Source organism: Streptomyces sp. NBC_01381 (assembly GCF_026340305.1).
Classification (GTDB): Bacteria; Actinomycetota; Actinomycetes; order Streptomycetales; family Streptomycetaceae; genus Streptomyces.
Window position 1 is genome coordinate 1,247,372 of sequence record NZ_JAPEPI010000002.1, and the last position, 18,375, is coordinate 1,265,746.

The 18,375-nt window shown below is 72.3% G+C and carries 15 protein-coding genes; 12 read left to right on the plus strand and 3 right to left on the minus strand.

Features of this window, described 5'->3' with window-relative positions; translation table 11 throughout:
• Positions 1-25 precede the first annotated feature (25 nt).
• From ispG to OG453_RS27455, 4 genes are all read left to right on the plus strand, one after another.
• Complete coding sequence (ispG, locus tag OG453_RS27440) at positions 26-1,183, plus strand: flavodoxin-dependent (E)-4-hydroxy-3-methylbut-2-enyl-diphosphate synthase (RefSeq protein WP_266871184.1); 1,158 nt, start codon at positions 26-28, stop codon at positions 1,181-1,183.
• An 845-nt stretch (positions 1,184-2,028) separates the two neighbouring features.
• Entirely contained in the window at positions 2,029-2,877 is an 849-nt protein-coding gene (locus OG453_RS27445) for a GNAT family N-acetyltransferase (protein WP_266871185.1), read from the plus strand.
• Between the two features lie 41 nt (positions 2,878-2,918).
• Entirely contained in the window at positions 2,919-3,467 is a 549-nt protein-coding gene (locus tag OG453_RS27450) for a GNAT family N-acetyltransferase (protein ID WP_266871186.1), read from the plus strand.
• 69 nt (positions 3,468-3,536) lie between these two features.
• Positions 3,537-5,234, plus strand: a complete 1,698-nt coding sequence (locus OG453_RS27455) for a proline--tRNA ligase (RefSeq protein ID WP_266871187.1) — start codon at positions 3,537-3,539, stop codon at positions 5,232-5,234.
• 130 nt (positions 5,235-5,364) lie between these two features.
• Here OG453_RS27455 and OG453_RS27460 read toward each other — a convergent pair whose 3' ends face one another.
• Genes OG453_RS27460 through OG453_RS27470 form a run of 3 tightly spaced genes read right to left on the minus strand, consistent with a single transcriptional unit; the run spans position 5,365 to position 7,302 of the window.
• Positions 5,365-6,264 carry an aminoglycoside phosphotransferase family protein gene (locus OG453_RS27460; protein WP_266871188.1) on the minus strand — a complete coding sequence of 300 codons (900 nt, stop codon included), beginning with the start codon at positions 6,262-6,264 and terminating at the stop codon, positions 5,365-5,367.
• A 49-nt stretch (positions 6,265-6,313) separates the two neighbouring features.
• On the minus strand, positions 6,314-6,772 hold the full coding sequence (locus OG453_RS27465; RefSeq protein WP_266871189.1) for a ferritin-like domain-containing protein: 459 nt from the start codon (positions 6,770-6,772) through the stop codon (positions 6,314-6,316).
• Positions 6,769-7,302, minus strand: a complete 534-nt coding sequence (locus tag OG453_RS27470; RefSeq protein ID WP_266871190.1) for a hypothetical protein — start codon at positions 7,300-7,302, stop codon at positions 6,769-6,771. Before OG453_RS27470 ends, OG453_RS27465 begins: the two co-directional genes overlap by 4 nt.
• Before the next feature lie 350 nt (positions 7,303-7,652).
• Here OG453_RS27470 and rimP point away from each other — a divergent pair, with 350 nt between their 5' ends.
• The 8 genes from rimP to OG453_RS27510 all read left to right on the plus strand — a co-directional run bounded on the left by rimP (position 7,653) and on the right by OG453_RS27510 (position 18,368).
• A complete protein-coding gene (gene rimP, locus OG453_RS27475; RefSeq protein ID WP_266871191.1) occupies positions 7,653-8,150 on the plus strand; it encodes a ribosome maturation factor RimP in 498 nt (165 codons plus the stop codon).
• A gap of 2 nt (positions 8,151-8,152) precedes the next feature.
• Positions 8,153-9,151, plus strand: coding sequence for a transcription termination factor NusA (nusA, locus tag OG453_RS27480; protein WP_135330985.1), 999 nt, complete (start codon positions 8,153-8,155; stop codon positions 9,149-9,151).
• An 89-nt stretch (positions 9,152-9,240) separates the two neighbouring features.
• Positions 9,241-9,531 (plus strand): YlxR family protein, encoded by a 291-nt coding sequence (locus OG453_RS27485; RefSeq protein WP_266871192.1) that lies wholly within the window; start codon positions 9,241-9,243, stop codon positions 9,529-9,531.
• A gap of 145 nt (positions 9,532-9,676) precedes the next feature.
• Complete coding sequence (gene infB / locus OG453_RS27490; protein WP_266871193.1) at positions 9,677-12,838, plus strand: translation initiation factor IF-2; 3,162 nt, start codon at positions 9,677-9,679, stop codon at positions 12,836-12,838.
• A gap of 139 nt (positions 12,839-12,977) precedes the next feature.
• The gene (locus tag OG453_RS27495; RefSeq protein WP_135330982.1) at positions 12,978-13,271 is read left to right on the plus strand and encodes a DUF503 domain-containing protein; all 294 of its coding nucleotides are present in this window, start codon (positions 12,978-12,980) and stop codon (positions 13,269-13,271) included.
• 32 nt (positions 13,272-13,303) lie between these two features.
• A complete protein-coding gene (rbfA, locus tag OG453_RS27500) occupies positions 13,304-13,753 on the plus strand; it encodes a 30S ribosome-binding factor RbfA (protein WP_266871194.1) in 450 nt (149 codons plus the stop codon).
• A complete protein-coding gene (gene truB / locus OG453_RS27505; protein ID WP_266871195.1) occupies positions 13,750-14,658 on the plus strand; it encodes a tRNA pseudouridine(55) synthase TruB in 909 nt (302 codons plus the stop codon). The genes rbfA and truB overlap by 4 nt, the downstream gene beginning before the upstream one ends.
• A gap of 233 nt (positions 14,659-14,891) precedes the next feature.
• Entirely contained in the window at positions 14,892-18,368 is a 3,477-nt protein-coding gene (locus OG453_RS27510; RefSeq protein ID WP_266871197.1) for a trypsin-like peptidase domain-containing protein, read from the plus strand.
• Positions 18,369-18,375: the final 7 nt, after the last annotated feature.

An 18,375-nucleotide genomic window follows, 5' to 3' on the forward strand; every position in this document is an offset into this window, starting at 1 on the left:
CCACACTCTTGGGGATGCTCGCCAGATGACTGCCGTATCGCTCGGAATCCCGTCCGTTCCGACCAAGCTCGCCGACCGCAGGGTCAGCCGCAAGATCCAGGTCGGAACGGTCGCCGTCGGCGGGGACGCACCGGTGTCGGTGCAGTCGATGACGACGACGCGTACGTCCGACATCGGGGCGACGCTGCAGCAGATCGCCGAGCTGACGGCGTCCGGCTGCCAGATCGTCCGCGTGGCGTGCCCGACGCAGGATGACGCGGACGCGCTGTCGACGATCGCGCGCAAGTCGCAGATCCCGGTGATCGCCGACATTCACTTCCAGCCGAAGTATGTGTTCGCGGCGATCGACGCGGGCTGCGCGGCGGTGCGTGTAAACCCGGGCAACATCAAGCAGTTCGACGACAAGGTCAAGGAGATCGCGCGCGCCGCGAACGACGCGGGCACGCCGATCCGGATCGGGGTCAACGCGGGCTCCCTGGACGCGCGCCTTCTCAAGAAGTACGGCAAGGCGACGCCCGAGGCCCTGGTCGAGTCGGCCCTCTGGGAGGCGTCCCTCTTCGAGGAGCACGGCTTCCGGGACATCAAGATCTCGGTGAAGCACAACGACCCGGTCGTGATGGTCAACGCCTACCGCCAGCTCGCCGCGGCGTGCGACTACCCGCTGCACCTCGGCGTGACGGAGGCCGGTCCGGCCTTCCAGGGCACGATCAAGTCGGCGGTCGCCTTCGGCGCGCTGCTGAGCGAGGGCATCGGCGACACGATCCGCGTCTCCCTCTCCGCCCCCCCGGCGGAGGAGGTCAAGGTCGGCATGCAGATCCTGGAGTCGCTGAACCTCAAGCAGCGCCGCCTGGAGATCGTCTCCTGCCCCTCCTGCGGCCGCGCCCAGGTCGACGTCTACAAGCTGGCCGAGGAGGTCACCGCGGGCCTCGACGGCATGGAGGTCCCCCTCCGCGTCGCCGTCATGGGCTGCGTCGTGAACGGCCCCGGCGAGGCCCGCGAGGCCGACCTCGGCGTCGCCTCCGGCAACGGCAAGGGGCAGATCTTCGTCAAGGGCGAGGTCATCAAGACGGTGCCCGAGTCGAAGATCGTGGAGACCCTCATCGAGGAAGCGCTGAAGATCGCCGAGCAGATGGAGAAGGACGGCGTCCCGTCGGGCGAGCCGTCGGTGGCGGTGGCGGGCTAGCCGCTGCGCGCGCTTGAACCGTGACGTGGGCCCCGCTGCCGGGTGTGGTGGCGGGGCCCACGTGCGTTCGCCCCTGCGGAGGGCGGCTGCGCACTTGTCCCGTTACGTGGGGTCTTGCCACCGGGGGGTGGCGGGGCCCCACGCGCATTCGCCCCCGCGAGGGCGGCTGCACCTGCCGTCGTGCCGTCTGCGGGCCGTCTCCGTCTTGTCCCGCCCACCCGCCCGGTCACCCCGGGGTTCGGGGGTGCTGGCTTCTTCCGGACCGGCATGCGGGGCGGACGGGGTCGGGGTGCTGGGCCTGGCATGCGGGGGCGGCTGCGCCTGACGTCCTGTCGTCTGCGGGCCGTCTCCGTCCTGTCCCGCCGCTCCGCGCCGGATCTGTCCCACCCACCCGCCCGATCACCCTGGATCTGCCCCACCCACCCCGCCGGGCAATCGGGCGGGTGGGCGGGAAAGCCCGCCGCGGAGCGGCGAGGGAGCCATCCGCGGCCGAACGACGACAGCCCCACCCACCGCACCGGCCAACGCCGGGCAATCGGGCGGGCGGGTGGGAAACCCGCCGCGGAGCGGTGAAGAGGCCACCCCCGCGCTGGGCCACGGGCGGTGAAGAGGCCACCCCCGCGCTGGGCCACGGGCGCCGAAGTAGCCACCCCCGTCCCGGGCAACAGGGCGCGAAGTAGCCACCCCTGCCCCGGGCAACAGGGCGCGAAGAAGCCACCTCCGCCCCGGGGTGAGGAGCGAGGACGAGCCAGCCCCGGTGGGGGCCAAGCGGACGCCCCGGCACAAGGCGCCCCCGCCAGGTACAGTGCGGAGATCAGCAGCCCGCCCCCGTGAGGCCCCCGCACGTGTTGACTCAGACCACCTCCCGGGTCCTCGAACCGAGCGACCTGGACGCCGCGCTCGCCGTGCTCGACCGCGAGCCGGTGGCCAACGCCTTCGTGACCTCGCGGGTCCGCGTCGCGGGCCTCGACCCGTGGCGTCTCGGCGGCGAGATGTGGGGCTGGTACGAGGACGGAATCCTTGAGTCGCTCTGCTACGCGGGCGCCAACCTCGTCCCCATCTGCGCCACCCCCCGCGCCGTACGCGCCTTCGCCGACCGCGCCCGCAGGGCCGGCCGCCGCTGCTCCTCCATCGTCGGCCCCGCCGAGCCCACGGCCCAGCTGTGGCGCCTGCTCGAACCGTCCTGGGGCCCCGCCCGCGAGGTCCGCGCCCAGCAGCCGCTGATGGTCACCGACCGGCTCCCGCAGAACATCACGCCCGACCCGTACGTCCGTCGCGTACGCAAGGACGAGATGGAGACGATCATGCCGGCGTGCGTGGCGATGTTCACCGAGGAGGTCGGCATCTCGCCGCTCGCCGGCGACGGCGGCCTGCTCTACCAGGCGAGGGTCGCCGAACTGGTCGGCGCGGGGCGCTCGTTCGCCCGCCTCGACGGCGACGGCAAGGTCGTCTTCAAGGCCGAGATCGGCGCCGCCACGGCGCACGCCTGCCAGGTGCAGGGCGTCTGGGTCGCCCCCGAGTACCGCGGCAAGGGCCTGGCCGCCCCCGGCATGGCCGCCGTCCTGGCCTACGCCCTCGCGGACGTGGCCCCGGTCGTCAGCCTCTACGTCAACGACTTCAACACCGCGGCAAGGGCGGCGTACCGGCGCGTGGGGTTCCAGGAGGTCGGGGCGTTCATGAGCGTCCTGTTCTAGCGCCTCTCGCATGGCCGCGTCCGCGAGTTAAAGTTCGGCGCATGACTGACGACGACGTCGTGATCGGGCCCCTGGACCTCGCCACGCACGTGGACGACGCGCTGCGCGTGCAGGCCCACGCGTTCGGGCTCAGCGACGACGAAGTGGCCGTGCGGCGGCAGATCGTGCTGCGGCACATCACCTACCCCGGCGCCCGCGCACTCGGCGCCCGTACGCCCGAGGGCCGGCTCATCGGCTTCGTCTACGGCATGCCCAACGACCGCTCCCACTGGTGGTCCACGGTCGTCGAGCCGTATCTGCGGGCCCGGGACCTGGACGGCTGGCTCGACGACTCCTTCGTGATCACCGAGCTCCATGTGCAGCCGGGCCACCAGAACCGCGGCGTCGGCCGCACGCTCATCACCACCATCACCGACAGCGCCGCGCAGCCCCGCTCGATCCTCTCCGCGATCGACATCGAGAGCCCGGCGCGCGGCCTCTACCGCTCCCTTGGCTACACGGACCTGGCCCGCAACGTCCTGTTCCCCAGCGCCCCGAAGCCATACGCGGTGATGGGTGCGCCCCTGCCGCTCAGGCGGCCCGGCGCCTAACCGATTTCCGCACGCGCCCGGCCCCCGGCTAACCTCCTGCACATCATTCTTTCCACGCAGGAGTTCACCATGGCCCAGGTCCAGCGCATGTCCCGATTGATGATCAAGACACTGCGCGACGACCCGGCGGACGCCGAGACGCTCAACCACAAGCTGCTCGTCCGGGCCGGATACGTCCGCCGCACCGCCGCCGGCATCTGGTCCTGGCTGCCCCTCGGCAAGAAGGTCCTGGAGAACATCACCCACGTCGTGCGCGAGGAGATGGACGCCATCGGCGCCCAGGAAGTCCTCCTGCCGGCGCTCCTTCCCAAGGAGTCGTACGACGCGACGGGCCGCTACGACGAGTACGGCGACCTGCTCTTCCGCCTGAAGGACCGCAAGGGCGCGGACTACCTCCTCGGCCCCACGCACGAGGAGATCTTCACCCAGATCGTCAAGGACCAGTGCTCGTCCTACAAGGACCTGCCGGTGATCCTCTACCAGATCCAGACCAAGTACCGCGACGAGGCCCGCCCCCGCGCCGGTGTGCTGCGCGGCCGCGAGTTCCAGATGAAGGACTCGTACTCCTTCGACACCACGGACGAGGGCCTCGCCGAGTCGTACGCCCTGCACCGCGCCGCGTACATCAAGATCTTCGAGCGCCTCGGCCTCGACCACCGCATCGTCTCCGCCGTCTCCGGCGCGATGGGCGGCTCGGCCTCCGAGGAGTTCCTGGCGCCGGCGCCGGCCGGTGAGGACACGTTCGTGGACTGCCCCGCGTGCGACTACGCGGCCAACACGGAGGCCGTGTCCTTCGTCGCGACGGAGGCCGTCGACGCGTCGGCGCACGGGCCCGTCGAGGACCTGGACACCCCCGACACCCCGACGATCGAGACGCTCGCCGCGCACCTCGGCGTGCCCGCGTCCGCGACCCTGAAGAACCTCCTGGTCAAGGTCGACGGCGAGATTGTCGCCGTGGGCGTCCCCGGCGACCGCGAGGTCGACCTGGACAAGCTCGGCGAGCACCTCGCGCCCGCCGTCGTGGAGCTCGTGACGGCCGAGGACTTCGTGGGCCGCGACGATCTCGTACGCGGATACGTCGGCCCTCAGGGCCTGGAGAAGGTCCGCTACATCGCCGACCCGCGGGTGGCGGCGGGCACGGCCTGGATCACCGGCGCGAACAAGATCAACACGCATGCGAAGAACGTCGTCGCCGGCCGTGACTTCGAGGTCGACGACTACCTGGACGTCGTGGTCGTCCAGGAGGGCGACCCCTGCCCCAAGTGCGGCACCGGCCTGAAGCTGGACCGCGCCATCGAGATCGGCCACATCTTCCAGCTGGGCCGCAAGTTCGCCGACGCCTTCCAGCTGGACGTGCTCGGCCAGCAGGGCAAGCCGGTGCGCGTGACGATGGGCTCGTACGGCATCGGTGTCTCGCGCGCTGTGGCGGCGCTCGCCGAGCAGACCGCGGACGACAAGGGTCTGTGCTGGCCCAAGGAGATCGCCCCCGCCGACGTCCACGTGGTGGCCGCGGGCAAGGCGCTCCAGACGGAGCTCGCGCTCGACGTCTCCGAGCAGCTGAACGCCGCGGGCGTCCGTGTCCTGGTCGACGATCGGGCGGGCGTCTCGCCGGGCGTGAAGTTCACCGACGCGGAGCTGATCGGCGTCCCGACCATCCTCGTCGCGGGCCGCCGCTCCGCCGAGGGCGTCGTGGAGCTGAAGGACCGCCGGACGGGGGAGCGCGAGGAACTGACGGTGGCCGAGGCGATCGCGCGCCTCACGGCCTAGCGGCCCGAAGGGGCGCGGGTCTGTGACACATGCGGCTCCGCCGCGAAGGGGGTCCCCCCTGTTCGAGCGAAGTCGAGAACTTGGGGGAGCGACCAGCCACATACGGTCCGCAGGCTCCGCGCCCCACCTGTCAGAGCCAGCCGGCGAACTCCAGCAGCAGCTCCGCGTCCTGTTCGCGGCCGACGCGGCGTGCCCGTACGCCCGACTCCACGGCGCGGAACAGCGTCCAGCCCCGCAGCCGCTCCTGGTCGACGTCCAGGGACTCCGCCAGCTTCTTCACCCGGCGACGGGTGATCGAGGCCCCGGAGGGGGACGCGATCAGGTCCTCGACGCGGTCGCGTACGAGACGTGCCAGGTCGAAGGCGGGCTCACCGACGACCGGGTCGGGCCCCACCGCCAGCCACGGCACCCGGTCACCCTGAAGCACCTTGCTCTGCCGGAAGGTGCCGTGCAGCAACCGCACATCCGGCGCCCCGGCAAGCAGCTCCTCCCGCGCGGCCAGCGCCGCGTCCACCAGCGGCGCGACCTCCCTGTCGGCGGACGCCGATGCCCGCATCGCATCGGCCTGCCGCCCGGTCCGCTCGGCGACCGTCTCGCAGCGGTGGTCCGGCGGCGGATCCACCCACAGGCGGCGCAGCGTGCCCGCCGCTTCGAGGAGCGCCTTGGCCTCGGGCAGCGAACGTACCGACACGTCGCGGTGCAGCCGTTCGAGGAGCAGCGCGCCGTCCGTGGCGGACGGGTCCAGGAGCCGTACGGCACCGAGCCCGGCCCAGTGCGCAAGGGCCACCCGCTCGCTCTGCGGCCGCGACCGCGGCGGCACCAGCTTCAGGACGGCGGGCGTGCCGTCCGCGAGCCGCACCAGGACGACGAGGCTGCTGCGCCCGCCGGGCACATGGACCCGCTCGACGGTCAACTCGCGTAGCGCGACGGCCTGTTCCACCGCCTGGGGCAGCTTCTCCAGCCAGTCGTCGCCGTCCTGCGCCGTCTCACCGAGTGCGGTGATCAGACGCTGCGGCGGTTCGAAAGCCATGCGCGAGTTGTTTCCTTCCTGAGCGGGTCATGAGCGGGCGACGAGCGGGTCATGCCTGAGGTGCCGAAGAGCCGGACGTGGCGGACCGCTCGGCGAGACCAGGGAAGGTTACGCTCCCGCCCCGCCAGCGCGCCGCACGGACCGCCGCCTCCCGCAGCGCCTCGGCGGCGCTGCCACGCCGGGCGCCGGTGGAGGCGCGTACGAGATCGGAGTAGACCCCCGCGACGCGCTCCTCCAGCTCCGTTGCCAGCCGCACGGCGGCCGCCGAGTCCGGCACCGCGAACGGCAGCTTGTAGGCGGCCGCCGACGGCTCGGGCTCGCCGCCCAGATCGCGTACGGCGCGCTGCAGCTCGTCGCGGCGTGCGCGATGCGCGTCGTACGCCGTGCGCGCCTCCCCCCTGCGGTCCTCGCCGATCCGGCCGCCGACGACCCCGTAGCCGTACACGGCGGCGTGCTCGGCACCGAGAGCGGCCTGCACCGCTTTCAACTCGTCCTTGGAATCGCTCACTTGGCGTCCTCCGTCAGCAGATACGCATGTGCCGCGCCGGCCGCCGCCACCGACGCGAGGAGCCTGGCGAGCTCGGCGGGCGCGTCGAGCAGGGCGCTCGCCCGCTGCCCCGCCAACTCCCGCTCGGCCTTCGCCAGATCGCGTACGGCGGCCTTCTCGTCCCCGGGCACGGACGGGGAGGGAGCGGGCGCGGAAGGCGTCGAAGCCGACGGGGACGGTGGAGCGGTCTGCCCCTCGGCGAACGCCGCCTGGTGCCGCTTCACCTCCGCCCGCAGCGGATCGAGCCGTGCGGCCAGCGCGGGATGGGCGGCGAGGACGGCGTCGTACCGCCCCAGAAGCTCACCGCTGTCCCGGGCGCCACGCGCGCGCAGCCGCCCGGCGGCGGAAGGACGCTCGTCCGCGTCCTCCGTGGAGGTGGAGTCCGAGCAGCCCGAGAGCAGCACGGCTCCGGCCGCTCCGGCGGCCCCGGTCAGCAGACTCCTCCGGCGCGGCCCTGAACGGTGGCGCGAGGGGATGGGATACGACGGCACAGCAGACGTCCTCGGAAGGAAGGCCAGCAAGGCGGGCAGTCAGCAGGGGAAGGTGAAGGGGCGGGAGGGGGAGTGGCGAAAGCGGCGGAAGCGGGCAGAGGCGGGGCGGGTGACGGGGCCGGGGAGTTCGATGCCGCCGTCAACCTGGTGATCACCGTACCTTCGGCCCGGCTTCGTACTCGCGAGCGGCTCGGCGCCGGTCGGACGACGGTGCGACAACCGGGCGACGGCCGGACGACGACGGGCCGACGGCGGCCACCGGCGGGCGGCAACACCCTTCGGGACCGGATACCCTTTGACCTGACACGCGACGATCCCACAACAGCACACGCGGCCGAGGAGTCACCCGGATGAGCACCACCCAGAGCGAGAGGCTGCGAGAACTGCTGGAACCGCTCGTCAGCTCGAAGGAACTGGATCTCGAAGAGATCGAAGTGGCCTCGGTCGGACGCAAGCGGGTGCTGCGTGTCGTCATCGACTCCGACGACGGCGTGGACCTGGATCAGATCGCCGATGTCAGCCGCGAACTCTCCGAGAAGCTCGACGAGAGCGACGCGATGGGCGAGGGGGAGTACACCCTCGAAGTCGGCTCCCCGGGCGCCGAGCGCCCGCTGACGGAGCACCGCCACTATCTGCGTGCCGTCGGCCGCCTGGTGAAGTTCCAGCTGACGGAGGGCGGCGAGCTGATCGCCCGCATCCTCGAGGTGGACGACGAGGGCGTGGATCTGGAAGTACCGGGCGTGAAGGGGCGCAAGCCCACCGCCCGCAGGCTCACCTTCGACGCGATCGCCAAGGCGCGCGTCGAGGTCGAGTTCAACCGCAAGGACAAGAAGGAAGAGGAGGCGTAGCCGTGGACATCGACATGAGTGCCCTGCGGGGTCTGGTCCGGGAGAAGGAGATCTCCTTCGACCTGCTGGTCGAGGCGATCGAGTCGGCCCTCCTCATCGCCTACCACCGCACCGACGGCAGCTTCCGTCGCGCCCGCGTGAAGCTGGACCGCGACAGCGGCCATGTGACGGTGTGGGCGACGGAGGACCCGGCGGACCTCGAAGAGGGCCAGGAGCCCAAGGAGTTCGACGACACCCCGTCCGACTTCGGCCGTATCGCCGCGACGACCGCCAAGCAGGTCATCCTGCAGCGGCTGCGCGACGCCGAGGACGACGCGACGCTCGGTGAGTACGCCGGACGCGAGGGCGACATCGTCACGGGCGTCGTCCAGCAGGGCCGCGACCCGAAGAACGTCCTGGTCGACATCGGCAAGCTGGAAGCCATCCTGCCGGTGCAGGAGCAGGTGCCCGGCGAGGAGTACCCGCACGGGATGCGCCTTCGTTCGTACGTCGTCCGGGTGGCCAAGGGTGTCCGCGGCCCCTCCGTGACGCTGTCCCGTACGCACCCGAGCCTCGTCAAGAAGCTCTTCGCGCTCGAGGTGCCGGAGATCGCCGACGGTTCCGTCGAGATCTCGGCCATCGCCCGCGAGGCCGGCCACCGCACGAAGATCGCGGTCCGGTCCACCCGCTCCGGGCTCAACGCCAAGGGCGCCTGCATCGGCCCGATGGGCCAGCGCGTGCGCAACGTCATGGCCGAGCTGAACGGCGAGAAGATCGACATCGTCGACTGGTCGGACGACCCCGGCGAGATGGTCGCCCACGCGCTGTCCCCGGCGCGGGTCAGCAAGGTGGAGATCGTCGACCTCGCGGCCCGTTCCGCGCGGGTGACGGTGCCCGACTACCAGCTGTCGCTCGCGATCGGCAAGGAGGGCCAGAACGCCCGCCTCGCCGCGCGGCTCACCGGCTGGCGGATCGACATCCGCCCGGACACCGAGCAGCCCCAGGACTCGGCCGACTCCTGACCGAGCGCCCACCGAGATCTGATCAAGACAACAACCGTTCGATTTTTGCCCCAAAGGGGTGAGGTCGGTACGGGGAGGTAGACTTAATCGTGTCTGGCCGGACGCAAGCCCGCGCATGCCCTGAACGCACCTGTGTGGGGTGCCGGGAGCGAGCGGCCAAGAGCGATCTGCTGCGCATCGTGGCGAAAAGGGGCGCCTGCGTCCCTGATCCAAGCGGTACGCTGCCCGGCCGGGGTGCCTATGTACACCCCGTCCCGGTCTGTCTCGACCTGGCGGTCCGCCGCCGGGCGTTCCCGAGGGCCTTTCGAGGACCGGGTCCGCTCGACACGGCGGAGTTGCGCCGAGTCGTCGAGTCAGTTGCCCAGCAGGCAACACCGTAAGGAAGGTCGCGCGGAACCCCGCGCGGCCCTGGTATTCCGCGAGTTGGAAGTAGGTCGAGATTGCGATGAGCACTCGATGAGCACGCGATGAGTACGCCCATGAAGTAGCGACGGTCCGGCGTAACCCGGACCTAAAAGGAGCGAAGTGGCTAAGGTCCGGGTATACGAGCTCGCCAAGGAGTTCGGCGTAGAGAGCAAGGTCGTCATGGCCAAGCTCCAAGAACTCGGTGAATTCGTACGTTCGGCGTCCTCGACGATCGAGGCGCCCGTAGTACGCAAATTGACTGACGCATTGCAGCAGGGTGGCAACGGCAAGCCCGCCGCCGCCAAGCCGGGAGCGCCGCGCAAGCAGGCCGCCCCCAAGCCGGCGACGCCGTCGGCACCGTCCCCCGCGCAGGCCGCCCGTCCGGGTCCGGCCGCGCCCAAGCCGCCGGCGCCCAAGCCCGCCGCCGCGGCCGAGAAGCCCGCCGCATCGCCTGCGGCTCCCGGCCCGCGTCCCGGCCCCAAGCCGCCGACGCCCAAGCCGGCTCCGGCAGCCCCCGCGGCTCCGGTCACCCCGGTCACCCCGGCAGCGCCGGCCGCCCCGGAGTTCACCGCTCCGCCGGCCGCTCCCGCTGCCCCGGCCGCCTCCTCGGCGCCGGCCGGTCCCCGTCCGGGCGCCCGCCCGGGTGCCCCGAAGCCCGGTGGCCGTCCGGCCCCCGGCCAGGGCGGTCAGGGTCAGGGCGGTCGTGGCGACCGCGGCGACCGTCAGGGTGGCGCTCCGCGTCCCGGCGGCCAGGGTGGCGCCCCGCGCCCCGGTGGCCGTCCGGCAGGACCGCGCCCCGGCAACAACCCCTTCACCTCTGGTGGCTCCACCGGCATGGCGCGCCCGCAGGCGCCCCGTCCGGGCGGCGCCCCGCGCCCCGGCGGCCAGGGTGGCCCCGGTGGTCCCGGCGGCGCCCCGCGTCCGCAGGGCCAGGGCGGCCAGGGTGCTCCCCGTCCGCAGGGTCAGGGCGGCGCTCGCCCCAGCCCCGGCGGCATGCCCCGCCCGCAGGGTGGCGCTCCGCGCCCCGGCGGCGGTGCGCCCGGCGCCGGTGGTAACCGTCCGAACCCCGGCATGATGCCGCAGCGTCCCGCTGCGGGTCCGCGTCCCGGTGGTGGCCCCGGCGGTGGCCGTGGTCCCGGCGGTGGCGGTCGTCCCGGCGGTGGCGGCGGCGGTCGTCCCGGTGGCGGCGGCGGCTTCGCCGGTCGTCCCGGTGGTGGCGGCGGCGGTGGCTTCGCCGGTCGTCCCGGTGGTCCCGGCGGCGGCGGTGGCGGCGGTGGCTTCGCCGGTCGTCCCGGTGGCGGCGGTGGCCGTCCCGGCTTCGGTGGCCGTCCCGGTGGTCCGGGTGGCCGTGGTGGCACGCAGGGTGCCTTCGGTCGTCCCGGCGGTCCCGCGCGTCGCGGTCGCAAGTCGAAGCGGCAGAGGCGCCAGGAGTACGAGTCGATGCAGGCTCCGTCGGTCGGCGGCGTCATGCTGCCGCGCGGCAACGGCCAGGCGGTCCGCCTGTCCCGTGGTGCCTCGCTGACCGACTTCGCCGAGAAGATCAACGCCAACCCGGCGTCGCTCGTCGGCGTGATGATGAACCTCGGCGAGATGGTCACTGCCACGCAGTCCGTCCCGGACGAGACGCTGAAGCTCCTCGCGGACGAGATGAACTTCGTCCTGGAGATCGTCAGCCCGGAGGAGGAGGACCGCGAGCTGCTCGAGTCCTTCGACATCGAGTTCGGCGAGGACGAGGGTGGCGAGGAGTTCCTCGTCGCGCGTCCGCCGGTCGTGACCGTCATGGGTCACGTCGACCACGGTAAGACCCGACTTCTGGACGCGATCCGCAAGACGAACGTCATTGCGGGCGAGGCCGGCGGTATTACGCAGCACATCGGTGCGTACCAGGTCGGCGCCGAGGTCAACGGCGAGGACCGCAGGATCACCTTCATCGACACCCCCGGTCACGAGGCGTTCACCGCCATGCGTGCCCGTGGTGCGAAGTCCACCGACATCGCGATCCTCGTGGTCGCGGCCAACGACGGTGTGATGCCGCAGACGATCGAGGCGCTGAACCACGCCAAGGCGGCCGACGTGCCGATCGTGGTCGCGGTCAACAAGATCGACGTCGAGGGTGCCGACCCGACCAAGGTGCGCGGTCAGCTCACCGAGTTCGGTCTGGTGGCCGAGGAGTACGGCGGCGACACGATGTTCGTCGACATCTCCGCCAAGCAGGGCCTCAACATTGAGAGCCTGCTGGAGGCCGTGGTCCTGACCGCGGACGCCTCGCTCGACCTGCGGGCCAACCCGGAGCAGGACGCGCAGGGTATTGCGATCGAGTCCCACCTGGACAAGGGCCGCGGCGCCGTCGCGACCGTCCTCGTCCAGCGAGGCACCCTGCGGGTCGGCGACACCATGGTGGTCGGCGACGCGTACGGCCGAGTCCGCGCGATGCTCGACGACAAGGGCGAGAACGTGGAAGAGGCGGGTCCCTCGACCCCGGTCCTCGTCCTCGGTCTCACCAACGTCCCGGGTGCCGGCGACAACTTCCTGGTCGTCGACGAGGACCGTACGGCCCGTCAGATCGCCGAGAAGCGTGCCGCCCGTGAGCGCAACGTCCGCTTCGCCCGCAAGGGTGTGCGGTTCTCCCTGGAGAACCTGGACGAGGCCCTCAAGGCCGGTCTGGTGCAGGAACTCAACCTCATCATCAAGGGCGACGCGTCCGGTTCGGTGGAGGCTCTCGAGTCCTCGCTGCTCCAGCTCGACGTCGGCGAAGAGGTCGACATCCGCGTCCTGCACCGCGGCGTGGGTGCGGTCACCGAGTCGGACATCGACCTGGCGACCGGCTCCGACGCGATCGTGATCGGCTTCAACGTCCGTGCGGCCGGTCGTGCCGCGCAGATGGCCGAGCGCGAAGGCGTGGACGTCCGGTACTACTCGGTCATCTACCAGGCGATCGAAGAGATCGAAGCGGCCCTCAAGGGCATGCTCAAGCCGGAGTACGAAGAGGTCGAGCTCGGCACGGCGGAGATCCGCGAGGTCTTCCGCTCGTCCAAGCTGGGCAACATCGCCGGTGTTCTTGTCCGGTCGGGCGAGGTCAAGCGCAACACCAAGGCGCGCCTCATCCGCGACGGCAAGGTCATCGCGGAGAGCCTCAACATCTCCGGTCTGCGCCGCTTCAAGGACGACGTCACCGAGATCCGCGAAGGGTTCGAGGGCGGTATCAACCTCGGCAACTTCAACGACATCAAGATCGACGACGTCATCGCGACGTACGAGATGCGCGAGAAGCCTCGCGGCTGATCGACGCAGCTCGAACCGGGGCCGGTCGAGGGGAGGTAAATCCCGTCGATCGGCCCCGGCCGTTCCGTGTACGGTTCCTGTGTCCCTGCCAAGCGGTTGGCGGGGCACGAACCCGAACCGGCGGGACATCCGGACATTCATGTATGTGGGGACACTGTCCTTCGATCTGCTCCTCGGCGACGTTCGCTCGCTGAAGGAGAAGCGCTCCGTCGTCCGCCCGATCGTCGCCGAACTCCAGCGCAAGTACGCGGTGAGTGCGGCGGAGACCGGGAACCAGGACCTCCATCGCAGGGCCGAGATCGGCCTGGCGATCGTCTCCGGGGAGACGGGGCACCTCACCGACGTACTGGACCGGTGCGAGCGCCTGGTCGCCGCCCGTCCGGAGGTGGAGCTGCTCTCCGTTCGACGCAGGCTCCACAGCGACGAAGACTGATTGCACAGCAAGGCGAAGAAGGAGACGGAGCAGTGGCCGACAACGCGCGCGCGAAAAGGCTGGCGGACCTCATCCGAGAGGTGGTTGCCCAGAAGCTGCAGCGCGGGATCAAGGACCCGCGGCTCGGTACGCATGTGACCATCACGGACACCCGGGTCACGGGTGACCTGCGGGAGGCGACCGTCTTCTACACGGTCTACGGAGACGACGAGGACCGCGCGGCGGCCGCGGCGGGCCTGGAGAGCGCCAAGGGCGTCCTCCGTTCGGCGGTCGGCGCGGCGGCGGGCGTGAAGTTCACCCCGAGCCTCGCCTTCGTGGCGGACGCACTGCCGGACAACGCCAAGGCCATCGAGGACCTCCTCGACAAGGCCCGGCTCTCGGACGAGAAGGTGCGCGAGGTGTCCGCGGGCGCCGAGTTCGCCGGCGACGCGGACCCGTACCGCAAGCCCGAGGACGACGAGGACGGCGACGCCTCTTCATGAGCAACACCAGCAACAAGACGCCGGACGGCCTTGTCATCGTCGACAAGCCGTCCGGCTTCACTTCGCATGACGTGGTCGCCAAGATGCGCGGGATCGCCAAGACCCGCCGCGTCGGCCACGCGGGCACCCTCGACCCGATGGCGACGGGTGTCCTGGTCCTCGGCGTCGAGCGGGCCACCAAGCTCCTGGGCCATCTCGCGCTGACGGAGAAGGAGTACCTCGGCACGATCCGGCTCGGCCAGAACACGGTCACGGACGACGCCGAGGGGGAGATCACCTCGTCCGCCGACGCCTCGCGGATCAGGCGGGACGCCATCGACGCGGGGATCGCCAAGCTGTCCGGCGACATCATGCAGGTGCCGTCGAAGGTCAGCGCCATCAAGATCGACGGCAAGCGGTCGTACGCGCGGGCCCGCAAGGGCGAGGACTTCGAGATCCCGGCAAGGCCCGTGAAGATCTCCTCGTTCACCGTGTACGACGTCAGGGACGCCGTCGCCGAAGACGGCACCCCCGTACTCGACCTGGTCGTGTCGGTGGTCTGCTCGTCCGGGACGTACATCCGTGCCCTGGCCCGCGACCTCGGCGCGGGCCTCGGGGTCGGCGGCCATCTGACGGCGCTGCGGCGCACCCGCGTCGGGCCGTACAAGCTCGACTCGGCGAAGACCATCGACCAGCTCCAGGAGGAGCTGACGGTGATGCCGGTGGCGGACGCGGCCGCTGCCGCGTTCCCGCGCTGGGACGTCGACGAGAAGCGGTCGAAGCTGCTGCTCAACGGCGTGCGGATCGAGATGCCCGGTGAGTACGCCGGTGTGGGCCCCGTCGCCGTGTTCGATCCGGAGGGCCGGTTCCTGGTCCTGGCCGAGGAGCTGAAGGGCAAGGCCAAGAGCCTGGCCGTCTTCGCCTGAGGCCCTCTCGGGCTTGGCAGCTTCATCGTGGAGCGGCGGGCAGTCGCCCGCCGCTCCACGCTTCCCCCCACCCCTAAGGTGTATCCACCGCTCCTCGCCGATTCACCCCATCAGGCAGGCGCTCGGAGTGAACCGAGGGGGCGGAAGGGGGCGCGTTCGCCGCGCGTTCTGTCCCGCTGATCACCGCCGACCTACCGTCGGAAGGACGGGGCGCGTGGCAGGGAGGTTCGGGCATGACGGGACAGATGGACCCGGAGGCCCTCGACAGGACCCTGGTGCGGATATGCGACCTGGCGGGGCGGCCGCGCGGGACCGGATTCGCCGCCGACGACCAGGGCACGGTGATCACCAGCCACGAAGCGGTCGACGGACTCGCACGGCTCGTGCTGCACGCCGCGGGGGAGCGCGTGTGCGTGGTGACCGCCGACGCCGTGGTGCACCTGCCGGAGGTCGATCTCGCCCTCGTCCGCACGGAGGGGCTCGGGCTGCGCCCGCTGCCCGTCACCGTGCGCGAGGCCGTTCCGGTCGGCAGCTATGTGCGGATCGCCGCGCGCGGCTGGCGCGAGGCACGCATCCTCGGCGCGGCGACGGTGACCTACACCGCCACGGACCGCTTCCATCTGGTCGACGCCGCGCTGGAGCTCGCCATCGGCACCGACGGCGCGGACGCGCTGCGGCTCGGCGGCGGGGCGGCGGGCGGCCCGGTCGTCGACGCCTCGTCCGGAGCCGTGCTCGCCGTCCTGGGGACCGCGCTGCACGGCGAGCACACCTCGGCGGGGATCGCCGTGCCGCTGCGGGACGCGGCGGCCGGCGAACCCGGGGGACCGCTCGCCGATCTCCTCGTGCGCAACGCGGCGACCGTTCCGGCGTACGGCCGGGATCTCAACCTGGCCGGCGCGCTGCATCTGACGGCGACGTCGCTGGGCTCCGACGGGCCGCGCGCCGCCGTCCTCGAACCGGTCGAACGCCCGGATACGGCAGGGGAGTTGGCGGAGTTCACCGACGGCCCCGCACAGGTGCTCGGCCTGGTCGGCGACCCCGGCACCGGCCGGACCACCGAACTCGCGGCCCTCGCCGCGCGCCGGGCCCGGGGCGCCGAGCCGGCCCCCACGCTGTGGCTGCGCGGTGCGGACCTGCAGGGCGCGGACACGGGCGTGGGCGACGCGGTGGAGCGGGCGCTGGAGCGGGCCGGGCGCATCGTCGAGGCCTCGGAGGATCTCCTCGCCGGGGCGGGCGACGGCCTCGGGGACATCTCGGCGGGGCGGGTCGCGCGGCTCGTGCGGGACCAGGGGCGGCCGTTGCTGCTGCTGCTCGACGGGCCCGAGGAGATGCCGCCGGTGCTCGCGCACCGTCTCGCGGAGTGGAGCGGCGGTACGGCCGAGTGGCTGCGGGACACGGGGGCGCGGCTCGTCGTGGCCTGCCGCGCGGAGTACTGGGAGCAGGCGGGGGAGCACTTTCCTGCCGAGCTGCTGCAGGAGTGTGTGTGCCTCGGGGATCTGCCCGAGCGGCAGGCGCGGCTCGCCCGGGCGCGGTACGGCATCCCGGAGGGCGCGCTGGCCGCCGCCGACGCCCGCCATCCGCTGGCGCTGCGGCTCCTGTCCGAGGTGCGCGCCGCACTGCCGGACGCGCCGCCGCCGGGGCGGCCAGGGCGCGAGGAGATCTTCGCCGCCTATCTGGACCTGCTGTGCCTGCGGGTCGCGGTGCGGCTCGCTGCTCCGCAGGGGCTGCGGGGCGGGGCGGTGCGGCGGCTCGCGGCGAAGGTGTCGGGGCAGGTGCACGAGGCGGCGCGGCGGTGTCTGGGGCCGGGGCAGGGGGAGTTGGACCGGGCCTCGTTCGAGGAGGTGTTCCCGTGGGGGACGGGGTGGGCCTCCGCGGTCCTCACGGAGGGGTTGCTGACCCCTGCGGGGGACGGATACCGCTTCGCACACGAGGAGGTCGCGGACTGGATCCAGGGGATGCATCTGGATGTGGACGGGGCGTTGTGGTCGTTGGTCCATCGGTACGGGGCGGCTGCGCCGCGGGCTGGGGCGGCGTCCTTGCCGGTCCCCCGCCACCGGATCGGCCCGGTCATCCAGGCCCTGCTGCAGCTGGACCCTGCCGAACTGGAGCCTCGACTAAGGGAGTTGGCCCGGTTCGGGGAGGGCTCTGTACTGCCTGGTGCATGCCTGCCCACAACCGTGGCAGCTTCGCCCTCGGCTGTGGGCAATCGTCCCGCAGGGCGAGTGGGGTCTCCCCTGCTCGAGCGAAGCCGAGAGCTTGGGGAAGGGTGGGCACAGCCCCCGCTGCCGGGCACCGATGCACCGGGGTGGTGGGCAAGTCACCTGCTGAGCGAGACGCTAGCCAGGGTGCCTGACGCGGGGCCCTACCGAGCCCTGCTCGCCGAGCTGGCCCGGCAGGGGAGGTACGACGCCGAGTTCTGGCTCGCCCTCCCCCTCCCGGAGGGCGACCGCTTCGACCTCCTGCGGGACGCGGTGATCCACGACCCCCCGCCCGGCCCCCCGCAGGGCAGCCGCTGCCTCGACGCCGTCGCCGAGCTCCTCGCGCGCAACCCCGCCAAGGCGCAGCCCCACCTGACCCGCTGGTTCACCGACGAACGCCCGCTCGCGGCGACCCCGCAGGCGACCGTCGCCTCCGCCGCCCAGGCCCTGCTCCACACCCACCGGCACCGCGCCATCGACGACCTCACCGAAGCCCTCGTCGACTCCGCGCACCCCCGCGCCGACGAACTCCTCGCGGTGCTCGCCGAGGAGGAGCCCTCCGCCATCTGCCGGGCCGTCGACCGCTGGGTCCACGACGAGCGGCCTGCCCGCCGTGTCGCCGCCGTCGCCTACGGCCTGCGCGCCGCCCCGCACGCCACCACCGATGCCGACCGCGAGCTCCTGCGGTACGCGGCATTCGCCCTGCTGGCCCGCCCCTACGACGACACCCTGCACGGCGCCGCGCTCGCCCTCCTCATCCGCGACCCGCAGACCCGCACCCGCCATCTGGCGCCCGCCCTGCGGCGTTTCACCGCCGGGGATCCGCAGCTGCCCGCGAGCGCGCTCGTCGCCGCCTTCGACACCCACCCCGAGCCCGTCATCGCCGCCTTCCGGAAGCGGTTGTACGGTCCCGGTCCCGCGCCCGGGGACGTCCTGCGCAGCCTGGCCGACGTGACGGCGCCCGGGCTCGCGCGGCGGGTGGCCGATCTCGTAAGCGATGTCCTGGAGCTGCGCCCGGATCTTGCGGGGCACGTGGCGGGCTACCTTGATCGGCGTCTTGAGCAGGGGCCGGGCGTCCGCGCCGTCCTGCTGCCGCTCGTGGCGGGGCTCCTGAACAGCCGTCCGCCCGCCGTGCGCGCCGCCCTCGCCGCCGCCGTCGCTGCCCCCGGCACCGACGCATCGCGGGCCCTGCGCGGCGAACTGCTCGACGTGCTGCTCGACCGGGAGCGGGAGCCCGAAGTCCTGGACGCCGTGCTGTGCGCGGTCGCGGCCGGCGGCGACGAGAGCCGGCTCCGCGCTCTTGTGCACCGCACGGGCGAGCTGCTCGTCCGCACCCCGGACGGCGCGACCTGCTTCGACCGCCGCCTGGTCGAGCTGGCCCGTTCCGTCCCCGGCTTCGCCGCGGCCGTCGCCCGGTGGATGTGCGACGCCCCGCAGGAGTGGGCCGCCCTCGTCGGCCCGAGCGCCCGCCGCATGATCGAGAACGTCGCCGGGGCGCGCGTACCGGCGTGAGGTCCGC

What these genes read in the sequence shown, in the direction of transcription:
- ispG (WP_266871184.1), top strand. Translation starts at nt 26, where the DNA reads ATGACTGCCGTATCGCTCGGAATCCCGTCCGTTCCGACCAAGCTCGCC.
- OG453_RS27450 (WP_266871186.1), top strand. Translation starts at nt 2,919, where the DNA reads ATGACTGACGACGACGTCGTGATCGGGCCCCTGGACCTCGCCACGCAC.
- OG453_RS27455 (WP_266871187.1), top strand. Translation starts at nt 3,537, where the DNA reads ATGGCCCAGGTCCAGCGCATGTCCCGATTGATGATCAAGACACTGCGC.
- OG453_RS27460 (WP_266871188.1), bottom strand. Translation starts at nt 6,264, where the DNA reads ATGGCTTTCGAACCGCCGCAGCGTCTGATCACCGCACTCGGTGAGACG.
- rimP (WP_266871191.1), top strand. Translation starts at nt 7,653, where the DNA reads ATGAGCACCACCCAGAGCGAGAGGCTGCGAGAACTGCTGGAACCGCTC.
- OG453_RS27495 (WP_135330982.1), top strand. Translation starts at nt 12,978, where the DNA reads ATGTATGTGGGGACACTGTCCTTCGATCTGCTCCTCGGCGACGTTCGC.
- truB (WP_266871195.1), top strand. Translation starts at nt 13,750, where the DNA reads ATGAGCAACACCAGCAACAAGACGCCGGACGGCCTTGTCATCGTCGAC.
- OG453_RS27510 (WP_266871197.1), top strand. Translation starts at nt 14,892, where the DNA reads ATGACGGGACAGATGGACCCGGAGGCCCTCGACAGGACCCTGGTGCGG.